Annotated in this window: 23 protein-coding genes; 9 read left to right on the top strand and 14 right to left on the bottom strand. The window is 39.3% G+C overall.

Annotation, left to right across the window (positions count from 1 at the left end; genetic code table 11):
- The first annotated feature begins 17 nt into the window (after positions 1–17).
- Both H7A25_20070 and H7A25_20065 read left to right on the top strand, forming a co-directional pair.
- Positions 18–512 (top strand): hypothetical protein, encoded by a 495-nt coding sequence (locus tag H7A25_20070; protein MCP5502206.1) that lies wholly within the window; start codon positions 18–20, stop codon positions 510–512.
- Positions 513–690: 178 nt separating this feature from the next.
- Positions 691–1,167 carry a VOC family protein gene (locus tag H7A25_20065; protein MCP5502205.1) on the top strand — a complete coding sequence of 159 codons (477 nt, stop codon included), beginning with the start codon at positions 691–693 and terminating at the stop codon, positions 1,165–1,167.
- Positions 1,168–1,263: 96 nt separating this feature from the next.
- Here the strand turns inward: H7A25_20065 and H7A25_20060 are convergent, their stop codons facing one another.
- The 3 genes from H7A25_20060 to H7A25_20050 all read right to left on the bottom strand — a co-directional run bounded on the left by H7A25_20060 (position 1,264) and on the right by H7A25_20050 (position 2,471).
- The gene (locus H7A25_20060) at positions 1,264–1,722 is read right to left on the bottom strand and encodes a DUF29 domain-containing protein (GenBank protein MCP5502204.1); all 459 of its coding nucleotides are present in this window, start codon (positions 1,720–1,722) and stop codon (positions 1,264–1,266) included.
- Between the two features lie 190 nt (positions 1,723–1,912).
- On the bottom strand, positions 1,913–2,239 hold the full coding sequence (locus H7A25_20055; protein MCP5502203.1) for a type II toxin-antitoxin system RelE/ParE family toxin: 327 nt from the start codon (positions 2,237–2,239) through the stop codon (positions 1,913–1,915).
- A complete protein-coding gene (locus H7A25_20050) occupies positions 2,223–2,471 on the bottom strand; it encodes a hypothetical protein (protein MCP5502202.1) in 249 nt (82 codons plus the stop codon). Before H7A25_20050 ends, H7A25_20055 begins: the two co-directional genes overlap by 17 nt.
- Positions 2,472–2,872: 401 nt before the next feature.
- Here H7A25_20050 and H7A25_20045 point away from each other — a divergent pair, with 401 nt between their 5' ends.
- Together H7A25_20045 and H7A25_20040 are read left to right on the top strand one after the other, a co-directional pair.
- The gene (locus H7A25_20045) at positions 2,873–3,292 is read left to right on the top strand and encodes a hypothetical protein (GenBank protein ID MCP5502201.1); all 420 of its coding nucleotides are present in this window, start codon (positions 2,873–2,875) and stop codon (positions 3,290–3,292) included.
- Positions 3,293–3,305: 13 nt separating this feature from the next.
- Entirely contained in the window at positions 3,306–3,581 is a 276-nt protein-coding gene (locus tag H7A25_20040; protein MCP5502200.1) for a hypothetical protein, read from the top strand.
- A gap of 175 nt (positions 3,582–3,756) precedes the next feature.
- Here H7A25_20040 and H7A25_20035 read toward each other — a convergent pair whose 3' ends face one another.
- Positions 3,757–4,422, bottom strand: a complete 666-nt coding sequence (locus H7A25_20035) for a Uma2 family endonuclease (protein ID MCP5502199.1) — start codon at positions 4,420–4,422, stop codon at positions 3,757–3,759.
- Positions 4,423–4,548: 126 nt separating this feature from the next.
- Positions 4,549–4,803, bottom strand: coding sequence for a DUF4926 domain-containing protein (locus H7A25_20030; protein MCP5502198.1), 255 nt, complete (start codon positions 4,801–4,803; stop codon positions 4,549–4,551).
- A gap of 298 nt (positions 4,804–5,101) precedes the next feature.
- Between H7A25_20030 and H7A25_20025 the strand changes: the two genes are divergently transcribed.
- The 4 genes from H7A25_20025 to H7A25_20010 all read left to right on the top strand — a co-directional run bounded on the left by H7A25_20025 (position 5,102) and on the right by H7A25_20010 (position 7,166).
- A complete protein-coding gene (locus tag H7A25_20025; protein ID MCP5502197.1) occupies positions 5,102–5,407 on the top strand; it encodes a hypothetical protein in 306 nt (101 codons plus the stop codon).
- A complete protein-coding gene (locus tag H7A25_20020; protein MCP5502196.1) occupies positions 5,383–5,733 on the top strand; it encodes a hypothetical protein in 351 nt (116 codons plus the stop codon). The genes H7A25_20025 and H7A25_20020 overlap by 25 nt, the downstream gene beginning before the upstream one ends.
- A 401-nt stretch (positions 5,734–6,134) precedes the next feature.
- Positions 6,135–6,572 carry a transposase gene (locus H7A25_20015; GenBank protein ID MCP5502195.1) on the top strand — a complete coding sequence of 146 codons (438 nt, stop codon included), beginning with the start codon at positions 6,135–6,137 and terminating at the stop codon, positions 6,570–6,572.
- Positions 6,573–6,647: 75 nt separating this feature from the next.
- On the top strand, positions 6,648–7,166 hold the full coding sequence (locus H7A25_20010; protein ID MCP5502194.1) for an IS110 family transposase: 519 nt from the start codon (positions 6,648–6,650) through the stop codon (positions 7,164–7,166).
- Positions 7,167–7,212: 46 nt separating this feature from the next.
- Here H7A25_20010 and H7A25_20005 read toward each other — a convergent pair whose 3' ends face one another.
- From H7A25_20005 to H7A25_19970, 8 genes are all read right to left on the bottom strand, one after another.
- Positions 7,213–7,878, bottom strand: a complete 666-nt coding sequence (locus H7A25_20005) for a Uma2 family endonuclease (protein MCP5502193.1) — start codon at positions 7,876–7,878, stop codon at positions 7,213–7,215.
- Between the two features lie 84 nt (positions 7,879–7,962).
- A complete protein-coding gene (locus H7A25_20000; protein MCP5502192.1) occupies positions 7,963–8,217 on the bottom strand; it encodes a DUF4926 domain-containing protein in 255 nt (84 codons plus the stop codon).
- The gene (locus H7A25_19995) at positions 8,205–8,531 is read right to left on the bottom strand and encodes a hypothetical protein (GenBank protein ID MCP5502191.1); all 327 of its coding nucleotides are present in this window, start codon (positions 8,529–8,531) and stop codon (positions 8,205–8,207) included. The genes H7A25_20000 and H7A25_19995 overlap by 13 nt, the downstream gene beginning before the upstream one ends.
- A gap of 349 nt (positions 8,532–8,880) precedes the next feature.
- Positions 8,881–9,129: a HEPN domain-containing protein gene (locus H7A25_19990; GenBank protein MCP5502190.1), complete on the bottom strand. Its 249-nt coding sequence runs from the start codon at positions 9,127–9,129 to the stop codon at positions 8,881–8,883.
- A complete protein-coding gene (locus H7A25_19985; GenBank protein ID MCP5502189.1) occupies positions 9,113–9,430 on the bottom strand; it encodes a nucleotidyltransferase domain-containing protein in 318 nt (105 codons plus the stop codon). Before H7A25_19985 ends, H7A25_19990 begins: the two co-directional genes overlap by 17 nt.
- A 295-nt stretch (positions 9,431–9,725) precedes the next feature.
- Positions 9,726–11,804, bottom strand: coding sequence for a hypothetical protein (locus tag H7A25_19980; protein ID MCP5502188.1), 2,079 nt, complete (start codon positions 11,802–11,804; stop codon positions 9,726–9,728).
- 18 nt (positions 11,805–11,822) lie between these two features.
- A complete protein-coding gene (locus tag H7A25_19975) occupies positions 11,823–12,710 on the bottom strand; it encodes a porin OmpL1 (protein ID MCP5502187.1) in 888 nt (295 codons plus the stop codon).
- Between the two features lie 389 nt (positions 12,711–13,099).
- Complete coding sequence (locus H7A25_19970) at positions 13,100–14,329, bottom strand: dicarboxylate/amino acid:cation symporter (GenBank protein MCP5502186.1); 1,230 nt, start codon at positions 14,327–14,329, stop codon at positions 13,100–13,102.
- Positions 14,330–14,513: 184 nt separating this feature from the next.
- Here H7A25_19970 and H7A25_19965 point away from each other — a divergent pair, with 184 nt between their 5' ends.
- Positions 14,514–17,888: a mechanosensitive ion channel gene (locus H7A25_19965; GenBank protein ID MCP5502185.1), complete on the top strand. Its 3,375-nt coding sequence runs from the start codon at positions 14,514–14,516 to the stop codon at positions 17,886–17,888.
- Position 17,889: 1 nt separating this feature from the next.
- On the opposite strand, the gene H7A25_19960 is transcribed toward H7A25_19965, so the two are convergent.
- The gene (locus H7A25_19960; GenBank protein ID MCP5502184.1) at positions 17,890–19,371 is read right to left on the bottom strand and encodes a glycosyltransferase; all 1,482 of its coding nucleotides are present in this window, start codon (positions 19,369–19,371) and stop codon (positions 17,890–17,892) included.
- Positions 19,372–19,396: the final 25 nt, after the last annotated feature.

The raw sequence follows: 19,396 nt of genomic DNA, 5'->3' as shown, positions 1-19,396 counted from the left end.
GCTCTTCAAATTAGAATATGTATATAATCAGGATTTTCTTTCTTCTACTTTTACTAAGTCTTAGTTCGGGCTGCGATTATTCGTATAAACACCCGGATGTTAATATCAAAATAAGCCATAATACGAAAATACTCTATGCCTGCAAAAAAGCACTTGTAACAAAAACTTATAATGATGGTCATTCCGGTTTCCGTTTTGATTGCAAAACATCCGATGTATATGTGGTATATGATACAAATGTAAGAAAGGATGGAACCATAAAAAGAATCGATATAAACCTGAAATATGATAAAGAGGGAAATATAGTATCCCAAATAAGTCTTTCACCTGCGGTACGTATTAAAACAAGAGGCTCAAAAAGATGTGACTCTGCATTGAAACTGAATCGAATGACAGGAGAAGCACCTTTTGTTGAAGATGAATATGGTTATATAAAAGAAGATGAATACAAACTCGAAATGTCCGATCCCTGCGGAACCGTATTATTTAAGATACACTACTTATCAAAATAAGCTCTATAGTGCTATTTTTTTATTTCTCCAATTTTATAATGGAAAAATGGAATTGTACCAGGGATGATTCTGTGCAACTTTACTTATATTATGGACGTTATACGCAATTTGAAAATAAATTTAATTTTTTAAAGATAATATTATGGACAAAAAAATCAAGCATGTGAAGGGAAAAGATATGACAAAAAGTAAATTAATAGAAATGAACAACGTTGGCATCGTTGTGGAGTCTATCGACAAAGCAATCTCCTTTTTCTCAGAAATCGGGCTAAAACTTGAAGGACGAATGATGGTTGAAGGCGAATGGGCAGGGCGTGTAACAGGACTTGGGAATCAGTCAGTAGAGATTGCTATGATGGTTACTCCAGATGGACACAGCCGACTTGAACTTTCGCAGTTTCTCATTCCTAAAACTGTAGCTGACCATAGGACCGCTCCAGTAAATTCGCTTGGGTATCTTCGTATTATGTTTAGAGTTGATAATCTTGACGAATTGCTGCTCAGACTTATGAAACATGGTGCCGAAGTACTTGGAGAGGTAGTCAACTACGAAAACATTTATCGGCTTTGCTACATTCGTGGAACAGAAGGACTTCTTATAGGATTAGCTGAAAAACTTGACACTATACATAGACAAGCAATCCCTAATCCTTAGTACTGTAGCTGTAAGCTTTTCGTTAATTGGGTGCTTTGCTGCTTTTCAGCCGGATGCTAAACTATCCGGCTGGGGAAAAAGGTGGGATATTAATTCTTAATCCGGCAGGTAGTCCTCGTTGAGGACTTCATTGAAAGTAAAGGGTGGTTCTTTCGGGAATGTATCTATCGGAAGTCCTGTTTCTACTGAAGCCTGTTTTCTCGCTTTACTATAGATTTCCTGAAAGTTTTCCTTACCATATTTTTCCAAATTTTGGCTGTGTTGGAATTCAAAGTTCAGAATGTCTCGTTGTTCAATCATTGTTAGGTTCCAACTTTTGCTTCTGTATTCCTTTTGAAATATCCATTTAAGTAAGTGAACGAGAAGAACTTTCATTCGACTGAATACTTCTCTATAATCTCGTTTTCCCATGTCCTCCAAAACCTCCGCGATATGCTCAAAGTCCAGAAAATCAACTTTACCTTCCCTGATAAGTTTTGCATTTTCGAAATACCAGAGGTGCTCATCTTCTTCGTAGAGCTTATGTAAGTCAGCGATGGTTAAAGCCTTTTGCATAATATCTTAGATGAACCCGGGCATAAGCGTTTGTAAAGCAAAAAAAACATGCCTTTTTCAGCCGGACGCTAAACCATCCGGCTGGGGAAAAGGGCGCCGCCCTGAGCGTACTTCGACGCGCTTCGCTTGCGGCTCCTGAGCGAATGAAATGAGTCGAAGGACAGTAACCGAAAAAAAGCCGAAGGGTGCTTTAATCTATAAGTTCTAAACGAAATTTCCAGACTTCTGGATTTCTTTTCTCATGAACAACAGCAAAGATCTGGACTTCCTTCTTTTCTTCTTTTATAACATAAAATATTGCGTATGGAAACTTCTTTAATAATACATTTCTTACTTCTTTATAAATAATAGCATATAATTTTGGATTGCTGTATAAGAATTTTAATGCGTTTTCAAAATCCATTGCAAATTCTAAACCTAAGGTTTCTTTTTGATTCTCATACCATTCTACAGCTTCCTCAATATCCATTTCAGCTTCAGGAGAAAGTAATATTTTATAATTAAATTTTCCAGTCATATTTATCTTTCAGTTTTTCTTTCAAGGAATCCCAGGATATTAAATTTTCCTGATTCTTTTCCAGAAGTTCTAATCTTTTATCAATGAAACGCTCACCTTCCGAAGTAACAGAGATATTAGATTCTTTTTTTTTAAGATACCGTATAGAAAGAAAATCGACAAAATCAAATAGTTCCTGCTGGGCAAATGCAGGTAAATTAGCTACTTTCTCCAGTAATAGTTCAGGTGTCATACCCTTATTTTGGACAAAATACTAGTTTTGTAAATAAGAAAATTATTTAGGTTTTGAAATCTATGAGTTGCTTTGCTGCTTTTCAGCCGGTGCTTGGCTTCGGCTCAGACTTACGTCATCGCTCACAGACTGTGTGGAAAGTAATTTAAGCAATAAATTCTATTTAATATAATGCAGTTATAGACCAAATGAAATAAATTGATAAGTGAAAAAAGCCCTTTTCACACAGCCTGTCAGCCAGCGCATAGCGACCCCTGAGCGTGCTTCGGCGCGCTACGCTTGCGGCTCCTGAGCGAATGAAATGAGTCGAAGGACAGCAACCGAAAAAAAGCCGAAGGGCAAAAAGAACTTGCAAGAAACTACATAAAGATATAGTTTAGTTCTCTGGAGTTTGGATAGTCATGGAAAATATGAATACAATCATCAGCCTTCAAAAACTGGCACAAATCTTTACAAAGGTTTGTCGGGGTTTCAAGTCCGAGCAGTTATCCAAACTTGAGGAAGAGCTTTTAAAGCTATATCCTTCTGAAGAAAGTGAAGTTTTAGTATCAGCAGATTATAGTGAGGAAAAGAATTCTGTGGGACTCAGTATCTATGTGTCCAAGCCTCTTTCACAGGAAAACCTATCAAAACTCGAATGGGACAGACTCATGTTAGAATACCTGCTTCGAGCTGATGTCCGCAAGCTCCCCCCGGTATATGAATGTCTGGAAAGGATGGAAAGAAAAACGCCTGAGAAATACGAGCTCGATTTCATTCCGGTGTTTTATACAGAAGAGATCGATAAGCATGATATTCATTTTAGAATAATTCCTGAGTGAGTTAGGGGGAAAAATGAGAGAAGCAAAAAAGGGAAATTGTAAAAAATGCGGAGTATACTTTTATGTACATGAGCATCATATCCTACCCAGGAGTATTTTTGGTAATCAGGGGAATACAGTCGAACTATGCCCGAACTGTCATACTCATTTTCATGAATATAGTAAGAAACATACTCAGAATCCAAAAGATGAACAGGAAGCTCGAAAACTCTGGAACATCTGGTTTACCTCAGTTCCTTTGATTGTTTCCATTTTACTTGTTGTAGGACTATTTCTCTGGAGTAGATAAGCCTGTGCGTCCAGCCGGTGCTTGGCTTCGGCTCAGACTTACGTCATCGCTCAGCCAGCGCATAGCGACCCCTGAGCGTACTTCGGCGCGCTACGCTTGCAGCTCCTGAGCGAATGAAATGAGTCGAAGGACAGTAACCGAAAAAAAGCCGAAGGGTGCAACCATAGCCGAAGGACTAAAACACCCGGCTTAAATCCAAAGAAAAGCCTTCTATTACTTTACTATTGATGGTATCACCCGCACGGGCGGTCTGTTGTTTGAATAGGAAGCCTGCTTTATTATGATAGACTTCTATCCATTCTTCTTCCGGGTGAACAATCCAGTATTCCTGTACAAGAAAACGACCATATAAACCCAACTTGTGCTTCTTGTCATAATTGGCATTACTCGGAGAAAGTATTTCGATAACAAAATCTGGAGCACCCATGATTTTTTTTTCGATGATACTAACACGACGAATGGAGATGAAGAGTAAATCCGGCTGCACTACATTTTTCTCATCCAGACGAACATCGAGCGGAGCAAAGCGAACCTCGCCTATTGGATTTTTCATCAGATAGTCCTTTACAAAATAATGAAGATTTCCTAAAACTCTCTGGTGGTTGTCTGTAGGTGATTGCATAAAAATTATTTTTCCTTCGATAAGCTGATACGGTGCCATTTCCGGCAGAAGTTCCAAATGGTGTTCATTGTAGTCTTTATCCGGTGAAATGCAGGTAATGACAAAATCCCCCTTTTCGTCTTGGAAGAGAATTTGTTCGTCGATGATCTTAAAGTGCATGGCACCCAGATCCTGTGCTTCTACGACTTTGAGTAGTTCGTGATAATATTTTGTCTCCATAATAAGCAAGTGTTAAGGTTGATGCTCCGGGATTAAATTGTAAAGCAAAAAAAACATACCTTTTTCAGCCGGACGCTAAACCATCCGGCTGGAGAAAAGGGCGACCCCTGACCCCAGCCGAAGGGCTTACGAATATTTTCTTACAGAAAAAATTTCATCTTCTTTGAGGGAGTCGATAGAGGATATAGGGATAGAAACTACGTTAAGTGATTCTCCGAGAGTATTAAATATTTCAAGAACAACTCCTTCTTCTTTGTTTTCAGGGTGGGGGACAAAGTCGATTAAAGTGGCAACATCTCCAGCTTTCAAGTTATACTCCGGAAAGTCCTGATTGAGAGATACTTTTGTATAGAGTTCAAATGAGTGTATTAATGTTTCCATGGTTTTAAGGTAATAAAGCTAAAGATTTGATTTGTCATTTTCTTTTTTAGGAACCAATAGGTATTTATTTAACTTGTCTTTAGGGACATGAGCATTCTGTGGTATCTTCATGTGTATGCTAAGCAAAATATAAGTTATAGACCTAAAATGCAAGTTTTTTTTTGGGGTAAGTATCTATTTCACCGGCTGGCTTCGTCCAGCCGGACGGTATACGGATGAGTTTATCAATCTTAACTTCTTTCTTGACAGTAAATGAGCTTTCTGTTATATTTAGTTATTATCCATTGGAACTTTGTTTATGATTTCAGATAAAATTAAAACTCAACTTGAAAAACTTACCGGAGACACGGATCTGGAGAATTCCATCTCAAAACTTATACAGGAGTATATTGAAATAAAACTTAGCTATTGGAAGATAATTGATAAGCAAATGGAAATCTCCAAGGGAATGAGTTTTCAGGAATACCAGGATACTCAATATAACGAATGGGATGGAATTGATTGGGATAAAAAAGAAGAATTTTTAGATTGGGAAGCTGCAATAGCGGCAATTAATCATTTTACCTTTTTAAAAGAACAATGGACATCCAGCAATTTGAGTTAGAATTAAGAGAGTCCCTATCGATTTATGACTATGTAGAAAGTATTTCATTTTTCAAAGTCAATGAAGTATCCATTAAGGGTAAAATCTCATTAAAAAAAAGTTATAGATTAGAAGTCCGGTTTACGGAAATGGATAGGAAATATAATTTTTCACTTTCGTTTACCTTGCTATTTTCCAATGAAAGAATATGGGGTCTGGATAAAGATAGTAGAACCGGATGGCATGTGCATCCTTTAGAAAATCCAAAGCTGCATCAACCGATAGAACCAAAATCAGTTAAAGAAATTGTAAAAACCTTTGATATAGTATTCAAGAAATTGTTATAGACTGAACTATCATAATGGCTTAGCTATCGCTTGCGACCCCTGAGCTTGGCTTCGGCTCAGACTTACGTCATCGCTCAGCCAGCGCATCTGATTGCAGCGACCCCTGAGCGTACTTCAACGCGCTATCGCATAGCGACCCCTGAGCGAACGCAGAGAGCCCATTAGTAAATAAGTGGCTATTTTTTAAGGATTTCTTTTTCTGAAAAAGTAGCACCGAACCAGAAATGGAAGAAGCCTATCAGCGAGCCAGGATATTAAATCCATCCTTCGAATAAGGCCCCATTTCTGTATGTGATAAAACTAAATAGAGCTTTTGAGTTTAGAACTCATTAATTATGGGCAAAGTTCAATCACACCGGTTCGGCACTTAAAATACATGTTACTTTAAGAGGATACAGATGATGAAAAATGTAAAGTATTTTATTGGGATCGATATCTCTTCTGAATTTATTACTGTTTCTTATTATTCAAAGAAAGAGGAAACGTATATATCATTGGGAAATTATAACAATAACCCTGATGGATATTTATTGCTAATCAAAGATTTCAAGAAAGCAAGTCCTAAAATTACAAATAAAAATTCAGTTATTTGTATGGAAGCAACAGGTGTATATGGGGAACAATTAGCTTATTATTTTTCTGGTTTAGGTTTTTTTATTGCTGTAGAAAATCCTTTAAAAGTCAAAAGGGTTTTTGAAATATCACAACATAAAACTGATGAGGTAGATAGTAGGAAGATAGCAGAATATGCTTTCAGATTTTTAGATGAACTTACTAAATGGACTCCTAATAGTGAAATTCTTGAAGAAATCAGTGTTTTGCTTGTACAGAGGGAATAAATAACCAAACAAAAAACAAGTAATACGAATGCACTGAAAGCATTAAAAAAGAAACATTACCAGGTCAATGAAGCGATGATGATATATGAAGAAATGATTTTAAACTGTAAGAATATGATAAGTAAAATTGAAGATAAAATAAAAACTCTAATTGAATCAGAACCGGAACTGAAACAGACAATGGACAATATCAAGACTATTCCCGGAGTGGGAAATATTTTTACATATTATTTATTAGTAACTACTAATGGTTTCAAAGAACATTTGGATTACAGGAAGCTTGCTTCTTATATGGGTATTGTACCATTGCAATATGAAAGTGGAAAATCAATAAGACGAAAAACTTCTTCCAGCGGAATCGGGCCGGGTAACTTGCGACGAGTAATATATTTAGTTTCTATGGCTTCCAGAAAGTATGATAAAAACATGGAAAAATATTTTCTAAGGAAAGTGGCGGAAGGAAAAAACAAAAAACTGGTTCTTAATAACATAGGAAATAAATTATTAAAAATAATTATAGCTCTTATTAAATCAAACAAACCCTATATTAAAAACTTTGTCTCAATTCATCCAAAAAATTTTAAAACTGGTTGACAAAATTTTACATAGAGTTCGAAGGGCAGCAACCATAGCCGAAGGACTAAAACACCCGGCTTAAATCCAGAGAAAAGCCTTCTATTACTTTACTATTGATGGTATCACCCGCACGGGCGGTCTGTTGTTTGAACAGAAAACCTGCTTTGTTATGATAGACTTCTATCCATTCTTCTTCCGGGTGAACAATCCAGTATTCCTGTACAAGAAAACGACCATATAAACCCAACTTGTGCTTCTTGTCATAATTGGTATTACTCGGAGAAAGTATTTCGATAACAAAATCTGGAGCACCCATAATCATTTTCTCAATAATATTGCATCTACGAATGGAGATGAAGAGTAAATCCGGCTGCACTATATTTTTCTCATCCAGACGGACATCGCAGGGAGAATAGCAAACCTCTCCAATAGGATTTTTCATAAGAAAATCTTTAATGAAATAATGCAAGTTGCTTGAAATCTGTTGGTGTCTAAAGCTTGGTGCTCCCATGTATATTATCCTTCCTTCGATAAGCTGATACGGTGCCATTTCCGGCAGAAGTTCCAAATGGTGTTCATTGTATTCCTTATCCGGAGAAATGCAGGTAAGGACAAAATCCCCCTTTTCGTCTTGGAAGAGAATTTGTTCGTCGATGATCTTAAAGTGCATGGCACCCAGATCCTGTGCTTCTACGACTTTGAGTAGTTCGTGATAATATTTTGTCTCCATAATAAGCAAGTGTTAAGGTTGATGCTCCGGGATTAAATTGTAAAGCAAAAAAAACATACCGACCCCTGACCCCAGCCGAAGGGCCTACGAATATTTTCTTACAGAAAAAATTTCATCTTCTTTGAGGGAGTCGATAGAGGATATAGGGATAGAAACTACGTTAAGTGATTCTCCGAGAGTATTAAATATTTCAAGAACAACTCCTTCTTCTTTGTTTTCAGGGTGGGGGACAAAGTCGATTAAAGTGGCAACATCTCCAGCTTTCAAGTTATACTCCGGAAAGTCCTGATTGAGAGATACTTTTGTATAGAGTTCAAATGAGTGTATTAATGTTTCCATGGTTTTAAGGTAATAAAGCTAAAGATTTGATCTACTCTTCTTTTCAGCCAGATAGAAATTATTTTTAAAAAAGTTCCATTCGAACCTTCTAAATCCCCTTTAACTGTATAAAATTCTCCATATTCATTTTCTTTATCCGGGATTGCATCATGTTCCTCTATATGTTTTCTTAAAGCTTTTTCAAGCTCTTCCGGATTTTGAAGGGAAAAACCAGCCTGTGACAGAAATTTCGATTTGTCATTTTCTTTTTTAGGAACCAATAGGTATTTATTTAACTTGTCTTTAGGGACATGAGCATTCTGGGGTATCTTCATGTGTATGCTAAGCAAAATATAAGTTTTAGGCCTAAAATGCAAGTTTTTTTTTGGGGTAAGTATCTATTTCACCGGCTGGGGAAATAGTGCTTCGCGAAGATGCTCTATTTTTCCTGGTTATCAAACATTGCAAGGATACCTTAAAAATCAAACTTCCCCCTTTCCTGCGACTTTTGCTGAGCGAGACCTTAGCCTGAGTCCGAAGCAAAGCGAATTAGGAAAGGGGGATTGAGGGGGATAGGTAAAAAACTTATAGGTAAAGAGATGGCGTGCTTCGGTACGAGCTATCGCATAGCGACCCCTGACCCCAGCCGAAGGACAGCAAGCGGATGAGTTCATTAGCAAGTATTTATTTGAATATAAAGTATTCATTTCCTAATGAAGCTTTTAATTTCTCTCTTAGACTCATGCAATACATTAAAGCTTCATCGGCTTCTTCTTGATCTGCATTTTCTCCCGGATATCTAAAGTCTACTGCTGCTCTTGAAAGAAATTTTAAATGATTTATCTCAAAAATAAAAGCAGGATTTAAGGATAATAAAGTGTTTTGCAAGCTTACTAAATTATGAGTATGCTCGACCTTAACTATGACGTTCATATAGAACCTTACCATTATCAAGTGCCTGATGAATCAAGGGATCACCATATTTATATCTCATTGCTGTGTCTTCCGGGTTTCGAGCAATTATATCTACAGAGAAATCGACATCTACTTTTTGATAAATCTCTAAAGACTTTCGAAAGTTTTTGCCTTTAAAAGGTAAGATTACAAGAATATCAACATCTGAATGTTCTGTTGGAACTCCATAGGCATAGGAACCAAATAAAATAATTTTTTCAGGAAAGAACAGTTCTTCAATCTGCTTTGATAGGTTTAATATACTTTCCCAGGAAATCATATATCAATATTCCGGATAAAATCAAAAAAATGCAAGTTTTTTATTAGGCTTCATCCAGCCGGTGCTTGGCTTCGGCTCGTTACACTCTCTCAGCCGGCGTATGTGATAGCAGCGACCCCTGAGCGAACGCAGTGAGCCGAAGGGTGAGCGTAGCCGAAGGACAAAAAAAAACCGGGAGGAGAAGCCCGGCTGTGGAGATAATAGGAGAATCTCAGAAATGAGAACGTAAATTGTTTTCTACCTTACCACTGCACCCGGCAGTGGTAAAGGAAAAAATTCTAGATACTGTTTTTTTTTACTTGGTTACCTCAGCAAAACTGGAAGCCGCTGCTTTTGCCAGTTCTGAACAAGCTTGAACTGGATCGGGAGATGTACCGGTGCTAACATAGCCTCCCAGAGCTGTAGATAATACAGTTCCAAGGGTGGTGTTAGCTGTAGTATCGTTTCCGTATACACAGAGGGAAAGAAGGCTGGATTTGCCGCTATCTGCACCTGTGCTTGAGATGTCAACAGGAAGCTTTTGGTCTCCGTTGTACTGTGCGTTGGCTAAAGCTGCTGAAACCGGACTTTTTTCTCTGAATGAGCTGTTACAGGCAATCATATCACTACCACTGGGTATCATTGGGTATCCACCAGTTATTTTTCCAGGAAAAGCTGTTCCATCTGCTGCAAGAAATGTGGTTGAAGTATCTGCTGATACTCTAACGACAACCTGATAGCTTGTAGTAGCTGTTGAATAAGTAATAGGATCAACGGTGAAAGTTAGTTTTTCTCCCGATGAAGTATTTAAAGTTATCTTTCCTGCTACTGCTGTTTGTCCATCAACAACAATTGATTTAGAATTCATGCTTCCATCTGCTGCGGGAGTTGTAAAGTTTACTTTAACCGACATTCCATTAATGAGTACTTCCGATGAAGTTACATCAGTTCCTGCAGTGGAAGTGGTTACAGTTGTAAGAAATACTGCTGAACTAGAAGCGATTTTTGCATAAGCAGTAGAAGCTTGACCGTTTGTGCTAAATTGGTAAGCAATTTCTCTGGGTTCTGCAAGGGGCTTTCTACTTCCCTGTTTTGCGTTTGGATAGGGTCCTTCTGATAATCCGAGAGCTACACAGGAGTCTACAGAAGTTACCGCGATATTAGAACCACCGGTTGCCAGAAGTGCGCTTGTACTGGCGGAATCTGTATTGTAAGCTGTATTTCCTTCTTTCATCGGATGAAGAGAACCAAAGCCCATACTTACAAGAGAGCCAAATTTTGGATAGGCTGATGATGCCAATACACTATTTGTTGTCGTTGTTACTGTTTGTAGAGTACCAGACATACTATACAGATCGGTTGATTTTGAAAATCCTGCGAGTTCTCCTGTATTTCCGGCACCGTTCATAGCAAGTCCTAAACCGGATTTTGCTAATTCCGCATTCTCAGTTGTAGCATCGGTAGGTAGACCTTTAATCAGGTTAGAGAGAACTCCTTTGTAAAGGTTTCCATTATAAGCCGGACAGTCCTTATTTGCTTTTAAGGTTTGGGTAACCGCGATAGCATTTTTTACATCTGCTAATCGATTGGCTGTAGTTAAACCTCCAAAGCTACAACTGGCTTTAGGAATTTGTGCACAGGCTGCAATCCCGGAACCTTTTGAAAACCTTACAGCAGCGGCACTGGAGGATAAATATTGTGTGTAATTTATATGCAGAGCTGTAAGACCACCACTTAGAAGACTGGAGAGAGTGGCAGAGCAAGCACCTGCTACTACAGCGGATAAAGCTGCTCCCACGCCTGCTGTACCGGTAGATGCAAATGTTGTTGTTGTTTTAAAGAAATCATCTAAATCTGTTTTTTCAGCATCTGTTAATTTTGCCAGAACCGCATCAGCAGCGGCTTTTAAGGTGGCTCCTGCTGTAGTAGCATCTGCTTTACAAACCGTTGCAGGTCCACTTAGATAAACACCAGCCAAAGTAGCACCATGACCGTATTTTAAAATTTTATTTCTAGTTTCCACAGTGAATTTTGAAGCATCTACCGGATTCATGAAAGCATCGTATTTCTCATTGTAGGAAACAAGTCCCCATTCTGTGTCAGTCAGGGTTTTGCCGGTGGCATTCTGATAGTCAACTTTATCAAATGTATTAGCACTATCTGTAGTACCGGAAGCACCGGAAGCAATAGCCTTTTGAACAACTGTTCCATTCCAGAGGCCGGCGGCGTTAATGCTGATTAAGCAGTTTCCGGTAGCGAGACCTTTTACCATAGATGCCATGAGGGCACCGGTCATGGCGTCGCCTCCCCACTGTTCTTTTTTACAACCTACAGTCCCGAGGCTTAAGGAAATTCCCAGGATCGAAATTAATAATAATTGTTTTATTCTTTTCATAAATTAGATTCCTCCAGATTAAAGCTCGTGTTTGTAACCGAAACGGTAAACAGTTCCACCTACAGTTACGGGATAAGCAGGCATTGGGCTAAGTCCGGCCATACCACCGGCAGACTTGGTTCCTGCATTTCCAATGGTGTAAGAAGAGTGGGTTTCCAGTTCAAAGAACGCATAACCACTGTCAGTAATCTTGGTTTGAACCCCGATTAACCAGCTAAAGCCCATTCCACTTCCATCAAATTTAGCGTCTTCATTGTAAGCAGAAGGATTCATTGCATCTCCTACTACAGGAAGTTTTTTGGACATACCGCCGGTAGCCTGTTCAATGCCATAACCGTCGATAGTTCCTTTTACCTGCCATTCAGCTTTGTACCAATGAACACCGGGAGCCATGTAGAAACTTCCTGGACCGGCATCTAATTTAATACCTAAGAAGGCCGGAATCACCATAGATTTGTAGAACCAGCGAGCGTCATACCACTTATATCCCATGAAAGTAGCTGTCTTGTGTCCGCCACTTACTACGGTCGATAAGTTCAGTCCTACCCTGTAAAAGAAACCGCCATTTTTACCTTCATCGTATAAATCATTTTCAAAACCGAGTGTTAAGCTTCCAGCTGTCATCGGTCCGTTTGTTTTATAGTTGAACATTCCTCCGGTTAGGTTTTCGAGGGTCTGTAACTTGTTTTCTGCAATAAAGATTTTTTGAACACCTGCATAGTTACCATAATCGTCTTTTTTAGTAACACCGGAATCAAGACCATCTTTTACGAAAGTTCCACCCAGAGAGTTCGGGTCGAACTGCAAACCTGCACCAATTATAACCCTTGGCTTGGCAGACAGGGAAGTGCCAAGGACAAGTCCAATAATGGATAGAGAAAGAAATACACTGATCTTTCTAATCATGAAAATCCCCTTTTTTTAGTAAGAATAGAATATTGTTATTCTCTAATGTATGGATCTGGAAATACACAAACTAGAGAGCACTTTGTCAATAAAAGGACTCTATTTAAAATTATGTCAATACTAACTTTTATTTTTTTTACGGTTTTGTAAAAAAAAACCTTTTACCCCTACCTTGGCTTCGGCTCAGACTTACGTCATCGCTCAGCCGGCGGGCTCTGTGAACGTACTTCGACTACTGAGGAAAAAATAGAGCATCTTCGCGAAGCGGCTCCTTCCCCGGTCATTGAGCCTGTCGAAATGGGGAAGGCGGGGGTTAGGTTAATTGCGCAGGAAAGGGGGAAGTTTTATTTTTAAGGTATCTTTGCTAAGGTATGGGGGATAGGTTGGAATTATTTTTTATCAACAAGAATGCAGACGCTGGCATCCCCCGTTACATTTACCATGGTTCGGCACATGTCGAGGATCCTATCTACAGCAAAAATGAGGGCAATTCCTTCTGTAGGAACCTGTGCCTGTTCCAACACTATTACCAGCATTACGATTCCGGCGCCGGGAACGGCAGCGGCACCTATAGATGCGAGGGTTGCAGTGGCGAGGATTCCCAGTTGCTGGGTAATACTCAAATCGAGGTTATAGGCCTGGGCAATAAATAGGGCGGCAACTGCCTGGTAGAGACTGGTTCCGTCCATATTGATGGTGGCACCGAGGGGAAGGACTGTGTCGGCAGTTTTCTTGGATATTCCGAGGTTTTCTTTTACACACTTCATGGTGACTGATAGTGTGGCAGCACTGGAACTGGTGTAAAAAGCTGTGGTCATGGCAGGTATCATGCCTTTGAAGAATTTCTTTGGATCATAGCCCGCTACAATTTTTATCATGAGAGGATAGAATAAAAATATCATAATGCCAAGCCCCAGAACTACTATGAGAGAATAGTATCCGAGGGCAGCGAGAATTTTGATGGCCATAATCGGGTTGTCTCCACCTATTTCTGTGACAAGAGAGCAGAGCAGGGCGAATACTCCGTAAGGAGCGAGTTTCATTATGAGGTCTACCATAGTGATTAAAACTTCGTTTAAACCGTGAAACAAATCTTTTACCGGGTCTGCGTATTTGGGATCGGTAAACATGATGGCGAGTCCTAAGAGAATGGCGAAGGTGATTACCTGTAGCATGTTCTTGGTATCTGCTAGAGAACTGAAGATATTGGAGGGAAACATGTCTACAATTGGTTGAATGGGACTCTGTTTTTTTACTTCCTCGGCTGTTTTGGCCTTTTCTTCGTATTTTTTCTCAAACTTCTCTCGAAGCAGAATTTTAATTTCCGGTGAAACCTTACTGCCCGGTTTGGTTACGTTGGCAATTAATAGACCTATACTCACGGCTGAAATGGTTGTGAACATGTAGATGCCGAGGGTTTTTAAACCTTTGCGGGTAAGATTCTGGGGGTCATCCCGAAAGCTGGCGATGGCATTGGTAACAGAAACCAGAACGAGGGGAATGGCGATGAGTTTTAGAAGGTTTATGAAAATGTCTCCGAAAGGCTTTATCCAGTTATTAGAGAGGGAGGAGTATCCGAGATAGCTTAAAACGAGGCCTAAAGCCGGGCCGATGAGCATTGCGAGTAGTATCTGATTTTGAATGGAGAGCTTTTTTTTCATAGTCACCTGTCCTAAAACCAGTACCTCATCATAAAGATATCTAACAAGGATTTATTTTGAAAGGGCTTATATGTAAAAAATTTCTTCTCTAAAAAGGCTTATCCTTTTCTTTGGTACTTTAATTCAGGGGAGGGTTTCCTGCTTGAAGAAAAAGCACTTAACAGTCGTTATTTTTGCTGCCTTTATTTTATACCTTTTATACCTGTATATACCCAACCAGAGTTCCCGGACAATTCATATTGCATTCATGGGAAATGAAAATACCCGTGCCGGTTCCTATATGCGGGATGCCATTCTTTTGCATATTAATAATATTAACCGACGGGGTGGGATTAAGGGTATGCGGGTCGAACTCGATATCTACAATGATGAAGATAAAGACGATAAAGCCCGTGCTGTAGCCGAACAACTGGTCAGGGACGGGAAAGCTCTCGCTGTTATCGGTCACCGCTTTAGTACCTGTTCTTTAGCCGGGGGAGATGTATACGAAAAGAATTTTATTCCGGCCATTACCCCGGCCTCTACGAATGTAAGTGTTACAAAGGGAAGGGACTGGTATTTTCGAACTGTATTTAATGATAATTTACAGGGACGCTTTTTGGCCAATTACTCGAGGCGGATACTTCAACAAAAGAAAGTGTTTATCATAGAAGAAGATTTACCTTATGGAAAGTATCTTTCTCAGGTCTTTGCTGAAACTTCCAGAGAACTCGGAGTATTTCTTCAACAAAAATGGAGTTTTGCAATTAAGGATCCCGCTCTGGATGAAAAAATCCAGACGATAGTGAAAGACTTTACCCGATTCAAACGTGAGGGCACTATTTTTCTTGCTATGCACGGAAAGGAAGCGGTTATCTTTATAAAACTTCTTCGTGAAAAGGGAATCAAAAACCCCATCATTACTCCCGATTCTTTTGCTTCTGAAGTTTTTCCCGGAAATTCTTCAGCGTTTTCCGATACGATTGCCAGTGTATCGGATATTTTCACAACGACTCCTCTTATCTTCGATACAGCTTCCGAAAAAGCTCTCGAATTCTATGATAATTTTGGAAAGGCCTATGGAAAAGAGCCGGACTGGCTTTCTGCTTTTGCTTATGATTCAGCTCTTGTTTTAATGCACGCTATTGAGCAGGCCGGGATTTCCGGAAAATTAGAAAATCTGAAAGAAGATAGAAAGAGAATACGTGATTATCTTTCCGGTATGAACAGTATTGAAAATTCTGTGGAAGGAGTCACGGGCTTTAATTACTTTGATGCCAATGGAGATGCACCCAAACCGGTTTCCATAGGTGTTTATAAGAATAAAAGTGTAATCTCTGCTTTGACCCAGTTGAAATCGGTTCGTAACCTCTTTGAGCTTTCAGATATAGAACGCTCCTTAAAAGATGGGCTTATCCTGCACATTGATAACCGTTATATGTATAAGACCAATGTGGTGTATACCGGGATTAAGATGAACAAGTTGAGTGAGTTAAACCCGGGTAAGGGTAGTTTCTTTATGGATTTCTTTCTCTGGTTTCGATTCCAGGAAGATATAAAACCGGAAGATATTATTTTTACAAATGCCCTGGAAGCCATTAACCTCGGTGCTCCCCTCGAAGAAGAAAGACAGGATAGAATTATTTATCGTTTATATCACGTTAAGGGAACTTTTAAACTGGATTCTCTTCCCGGTCGTCATGCTATGGGTCAACACGTTCTGGGTTTGAGTTTTCGACACCGTAAATTAAGTCGTAATAACCTGATCTATGTAACAGATGTTTTAGGAATGGGATTTGCACATTCAGAAGATCTCACGGATAGATTGCAAAAAAGCCAGGTATTAAGTAACCCGGATTGGGAAATTGATAGGGTCTGGTTCTATCAGGATGTTTCGGAGGAAGACTCTCTCGGAGTTCCCCGCTATCTCAATGTGTCGGGCGGAAAGGTGGAGTATTCCAAATTTAACTCGGCTCTTCGTATTAAGAAAAGTCAGATCAGTATGAAATCGAGTATTCCGAATTTTCTGGCTCCCTATTTACTGGGGATGAGTTTTATTGTCGTGGTTTCCTTTCCGGTTCTTTCGAAACGAAATGCTATTTTACGAAACTTAAGTTTTGTAACCTGGTTTTTACAGGTATGCTTTACATTTTTCTTGATTCTCTGTGCCGAAGTGGTTCTGGTCGATTTATTTGTAGAAAAAACCAGTATAAACAAGCTTCAGGTGATGGTCACAATTTTTGACATTCTCTGGTGGCTCGTTCCGGCTATCTTTTTGAATTGGGCCATTAATCGCTTTATCTGGACTCCACTACAGGAAAATACGGGTAGAAAAATTCCTACGGTGGTCAGAAGGCTTATTTCCTTTCTTATCTATGTCCTCGCTTTTTTTGGAATTATTGCCTATGTTTTTGATCAAAAGCTTACCAGCTTACTGGCAACTTCCGGTGTAATTGCCATGATTATAGGTCTCGCTATCCAGATTAACATTTCCAATATCTTTTCCGGAATTGCGATTAACATGGAGAGCCCGTTTAACGTCGGAGATTGGATTCAAATGGGCAGTTATGATGAAGGTAAGGTCATTGACATTACCTGGAGAACTACCCGGATAAAAACACGAGATAATAACGTTTTAAGCATACCGAACGCTATTGCTTCTGAATCGGTGGTGAAGAACTTTAATTATCCGGATACACAGTTTGAATTATGGTTTTTTGTGCATGTAGATCCTTCTCATACACCGGAAAGAGTCCAAAAGATTTTAATGGACGCCGTGCTTTCCACTACAGTGATTGCAAAAGGGGCTATTCCTTACACTCGTTTTAAAGGTTTTACCGAATGGTCAGCCAAATATGGGGTGTATTTTATACTGGACGACTACGGAAAAAGATATGCTCACGAAGAAGTGGTCTGGAAACGGGTCTGGTCACATTTGAATCGAGCCGGGATTATGCCGGCCATTCAGAGACAGGAACTTCACATGTTTAAAGGAGTGAAGGCCAGGGGAGAAGAAGCTGCTACCAGACCTATCGTGCTTCTGGAAGAGATTGATATCTTCCATCCTTTCTCCGATGAATCTAAGAAATACCTGAGTGAAAGAATGCACAAGCTTAACTATAGACCGAATAAAACCATTGTGCAACAGGGAGAAGCCGGCAATTCTATGTTTGTGATTGTAGAAGGAATGGTGAGAGTGATAGTCGATGTGGGTGAAGGCAATACTATAGAGGTCGCGAGACTCGGTGCCGGAAACTTTTTTGGAGAAATGTCTCTCTTAACCGGGGAAGCGAGAACTGCGAGTATTGTTTCAGGAACAGACACGTATCTATACCAGATTACCAAGGAAGATATAGCTCCACTCATCGAAAAAGAACCGGAGGTAATGCAGCATTTAAGTGAGGTTCTTATCAGCCGTAAGATGAAAACCGAATCGGAAAAGGATCAGCACCTTGCTTCCAAGATGGACAAGCAGAACCAGATGCAGGAAAGTTTACAACAGAAGATTCAGCGCTTCTTTGGTTTTGGGAAAAGCTAAATTACGTTTGAGTTTCGGATGATAGTAAAGAGAACGTGCGTAACCATTTGCGGAGGTTGGTGAAGATTAAAAATTCTTCCATGACTCTTTTTTGTGCGGAAAGAGCCAGACGTTCTCTTTCTTTAGGATTGTCCAAAATATGATAGAAAGCTTTTGCTATTTCTTTTGGGTCGTCAGCACGGTTTAGAACCCAGCCATCTAATTTATCCCTTACCTGTTGTCGTAAACCACAGCTATTTGAGACAAGGACGGGAGTAGACTTCCACATAGCTTCTGTACAGGTTAATCCAAATGCTTCTTGAAGTGAATTTTGCACTACCAGGGTACTGCAACGCTGTAAGGCATTGATCATTAAAGCATTTTCTTTTACAGATTGCAGGGGAAGTTTTATGATGGCAATATCTCTTTGTATATCTTCGGGTAAGGTAAGATAACTATCTTCTACTTCCTTTAAAAATGAACTTGAAATGGGTCTATCAGGTGTTTCTTCCGGTGCCGGTCCGGCAAGCACCATTCGAACAAAGTCTATTCGCTTTTGTTGACGTTCTGTTTGAGCTTTATCCCTGTATTCCTGTTTTAATATTTTAAAAGCTTCCAGAAGGGGAAGAAATCCTTTCATTTTTTCCCAACGAGAAATCTGGCTTATAATAGGTCTATAAAGAAGGCCTATTTCATCAGGAAATTTTGCCGGTGCATAAGTTCTATTTTTTTGTAGGCGTAAAGCGATATTGTTAAATTCAGGAGTGATAATAGGGTTATGGGCTACACTTAGACCTGCATTACAAAGAATTCCGATAAGTTTATGAATGCTTAAGTCTCGGTTTTTATGGCTTAAGGGGTCTATTGAAGGACTTATGATTTGAGCCCGACCTGAAAAATAGTAAGGAATGTATTCAGGAGCTGAAAAGATAGTTGTATTATAATGTTCAGAATAAGGTTTTAAGAATTCCCAGGCGTTTCGTGTGAATTCATTTTCTATATCAGTTCCTGCATGACATCGCCAGATAAACTTAATCTGGTATTTTTTTGATATGAAATGTGGTGTAGCCATAGCAGCCGTATCATGGATAATAAGTATATCGTTTTGCTTAAAAAGAAGACTTAACTCTTTTGCGATTTTTAGGTTAATGCTTTCATATAAAATTCTTTCACTTTCCTGTATCGTATTTTCATTTCTACCGTAGATGAGGTTTCTAAGTCGGTTGTTGAGGGCTAAGAAATCTTTATTTTCTTCTGAGATGGATAGCCAGCGCACATGAAAGCCTAAATCTTTAAATAAGCAGACCTTGCGGGATAAAAGTTCGGAGACTCCCTCTCCTCTGTCAGATTGACTTATCATCCAGATAGTTCTATTATGGAGAGGGTCTTTTTTTTGTCTGGCATCTTCTATAAGTTCTTGAATTGGGGCTGTTAGAAAAGGTATGGAAAGATAGTCTTTCAAACTCAGACTTTGATTGATTTCTATTGGTTTGAGCAGGTTCATAAAAGTTTATACTAATCAACGATAT

The sequence above is a fragment of the Leptospiraceae bacterium genome (assembly GCA_024233835.1).
GTDB lineage: Bacteria > Spirochaetota > Leptospiria > Leptospirales > Leptospiraceae > JACKPC01.
This window is presented reverse-complemented; position numbering and strand designations above follow the sequence as displayed.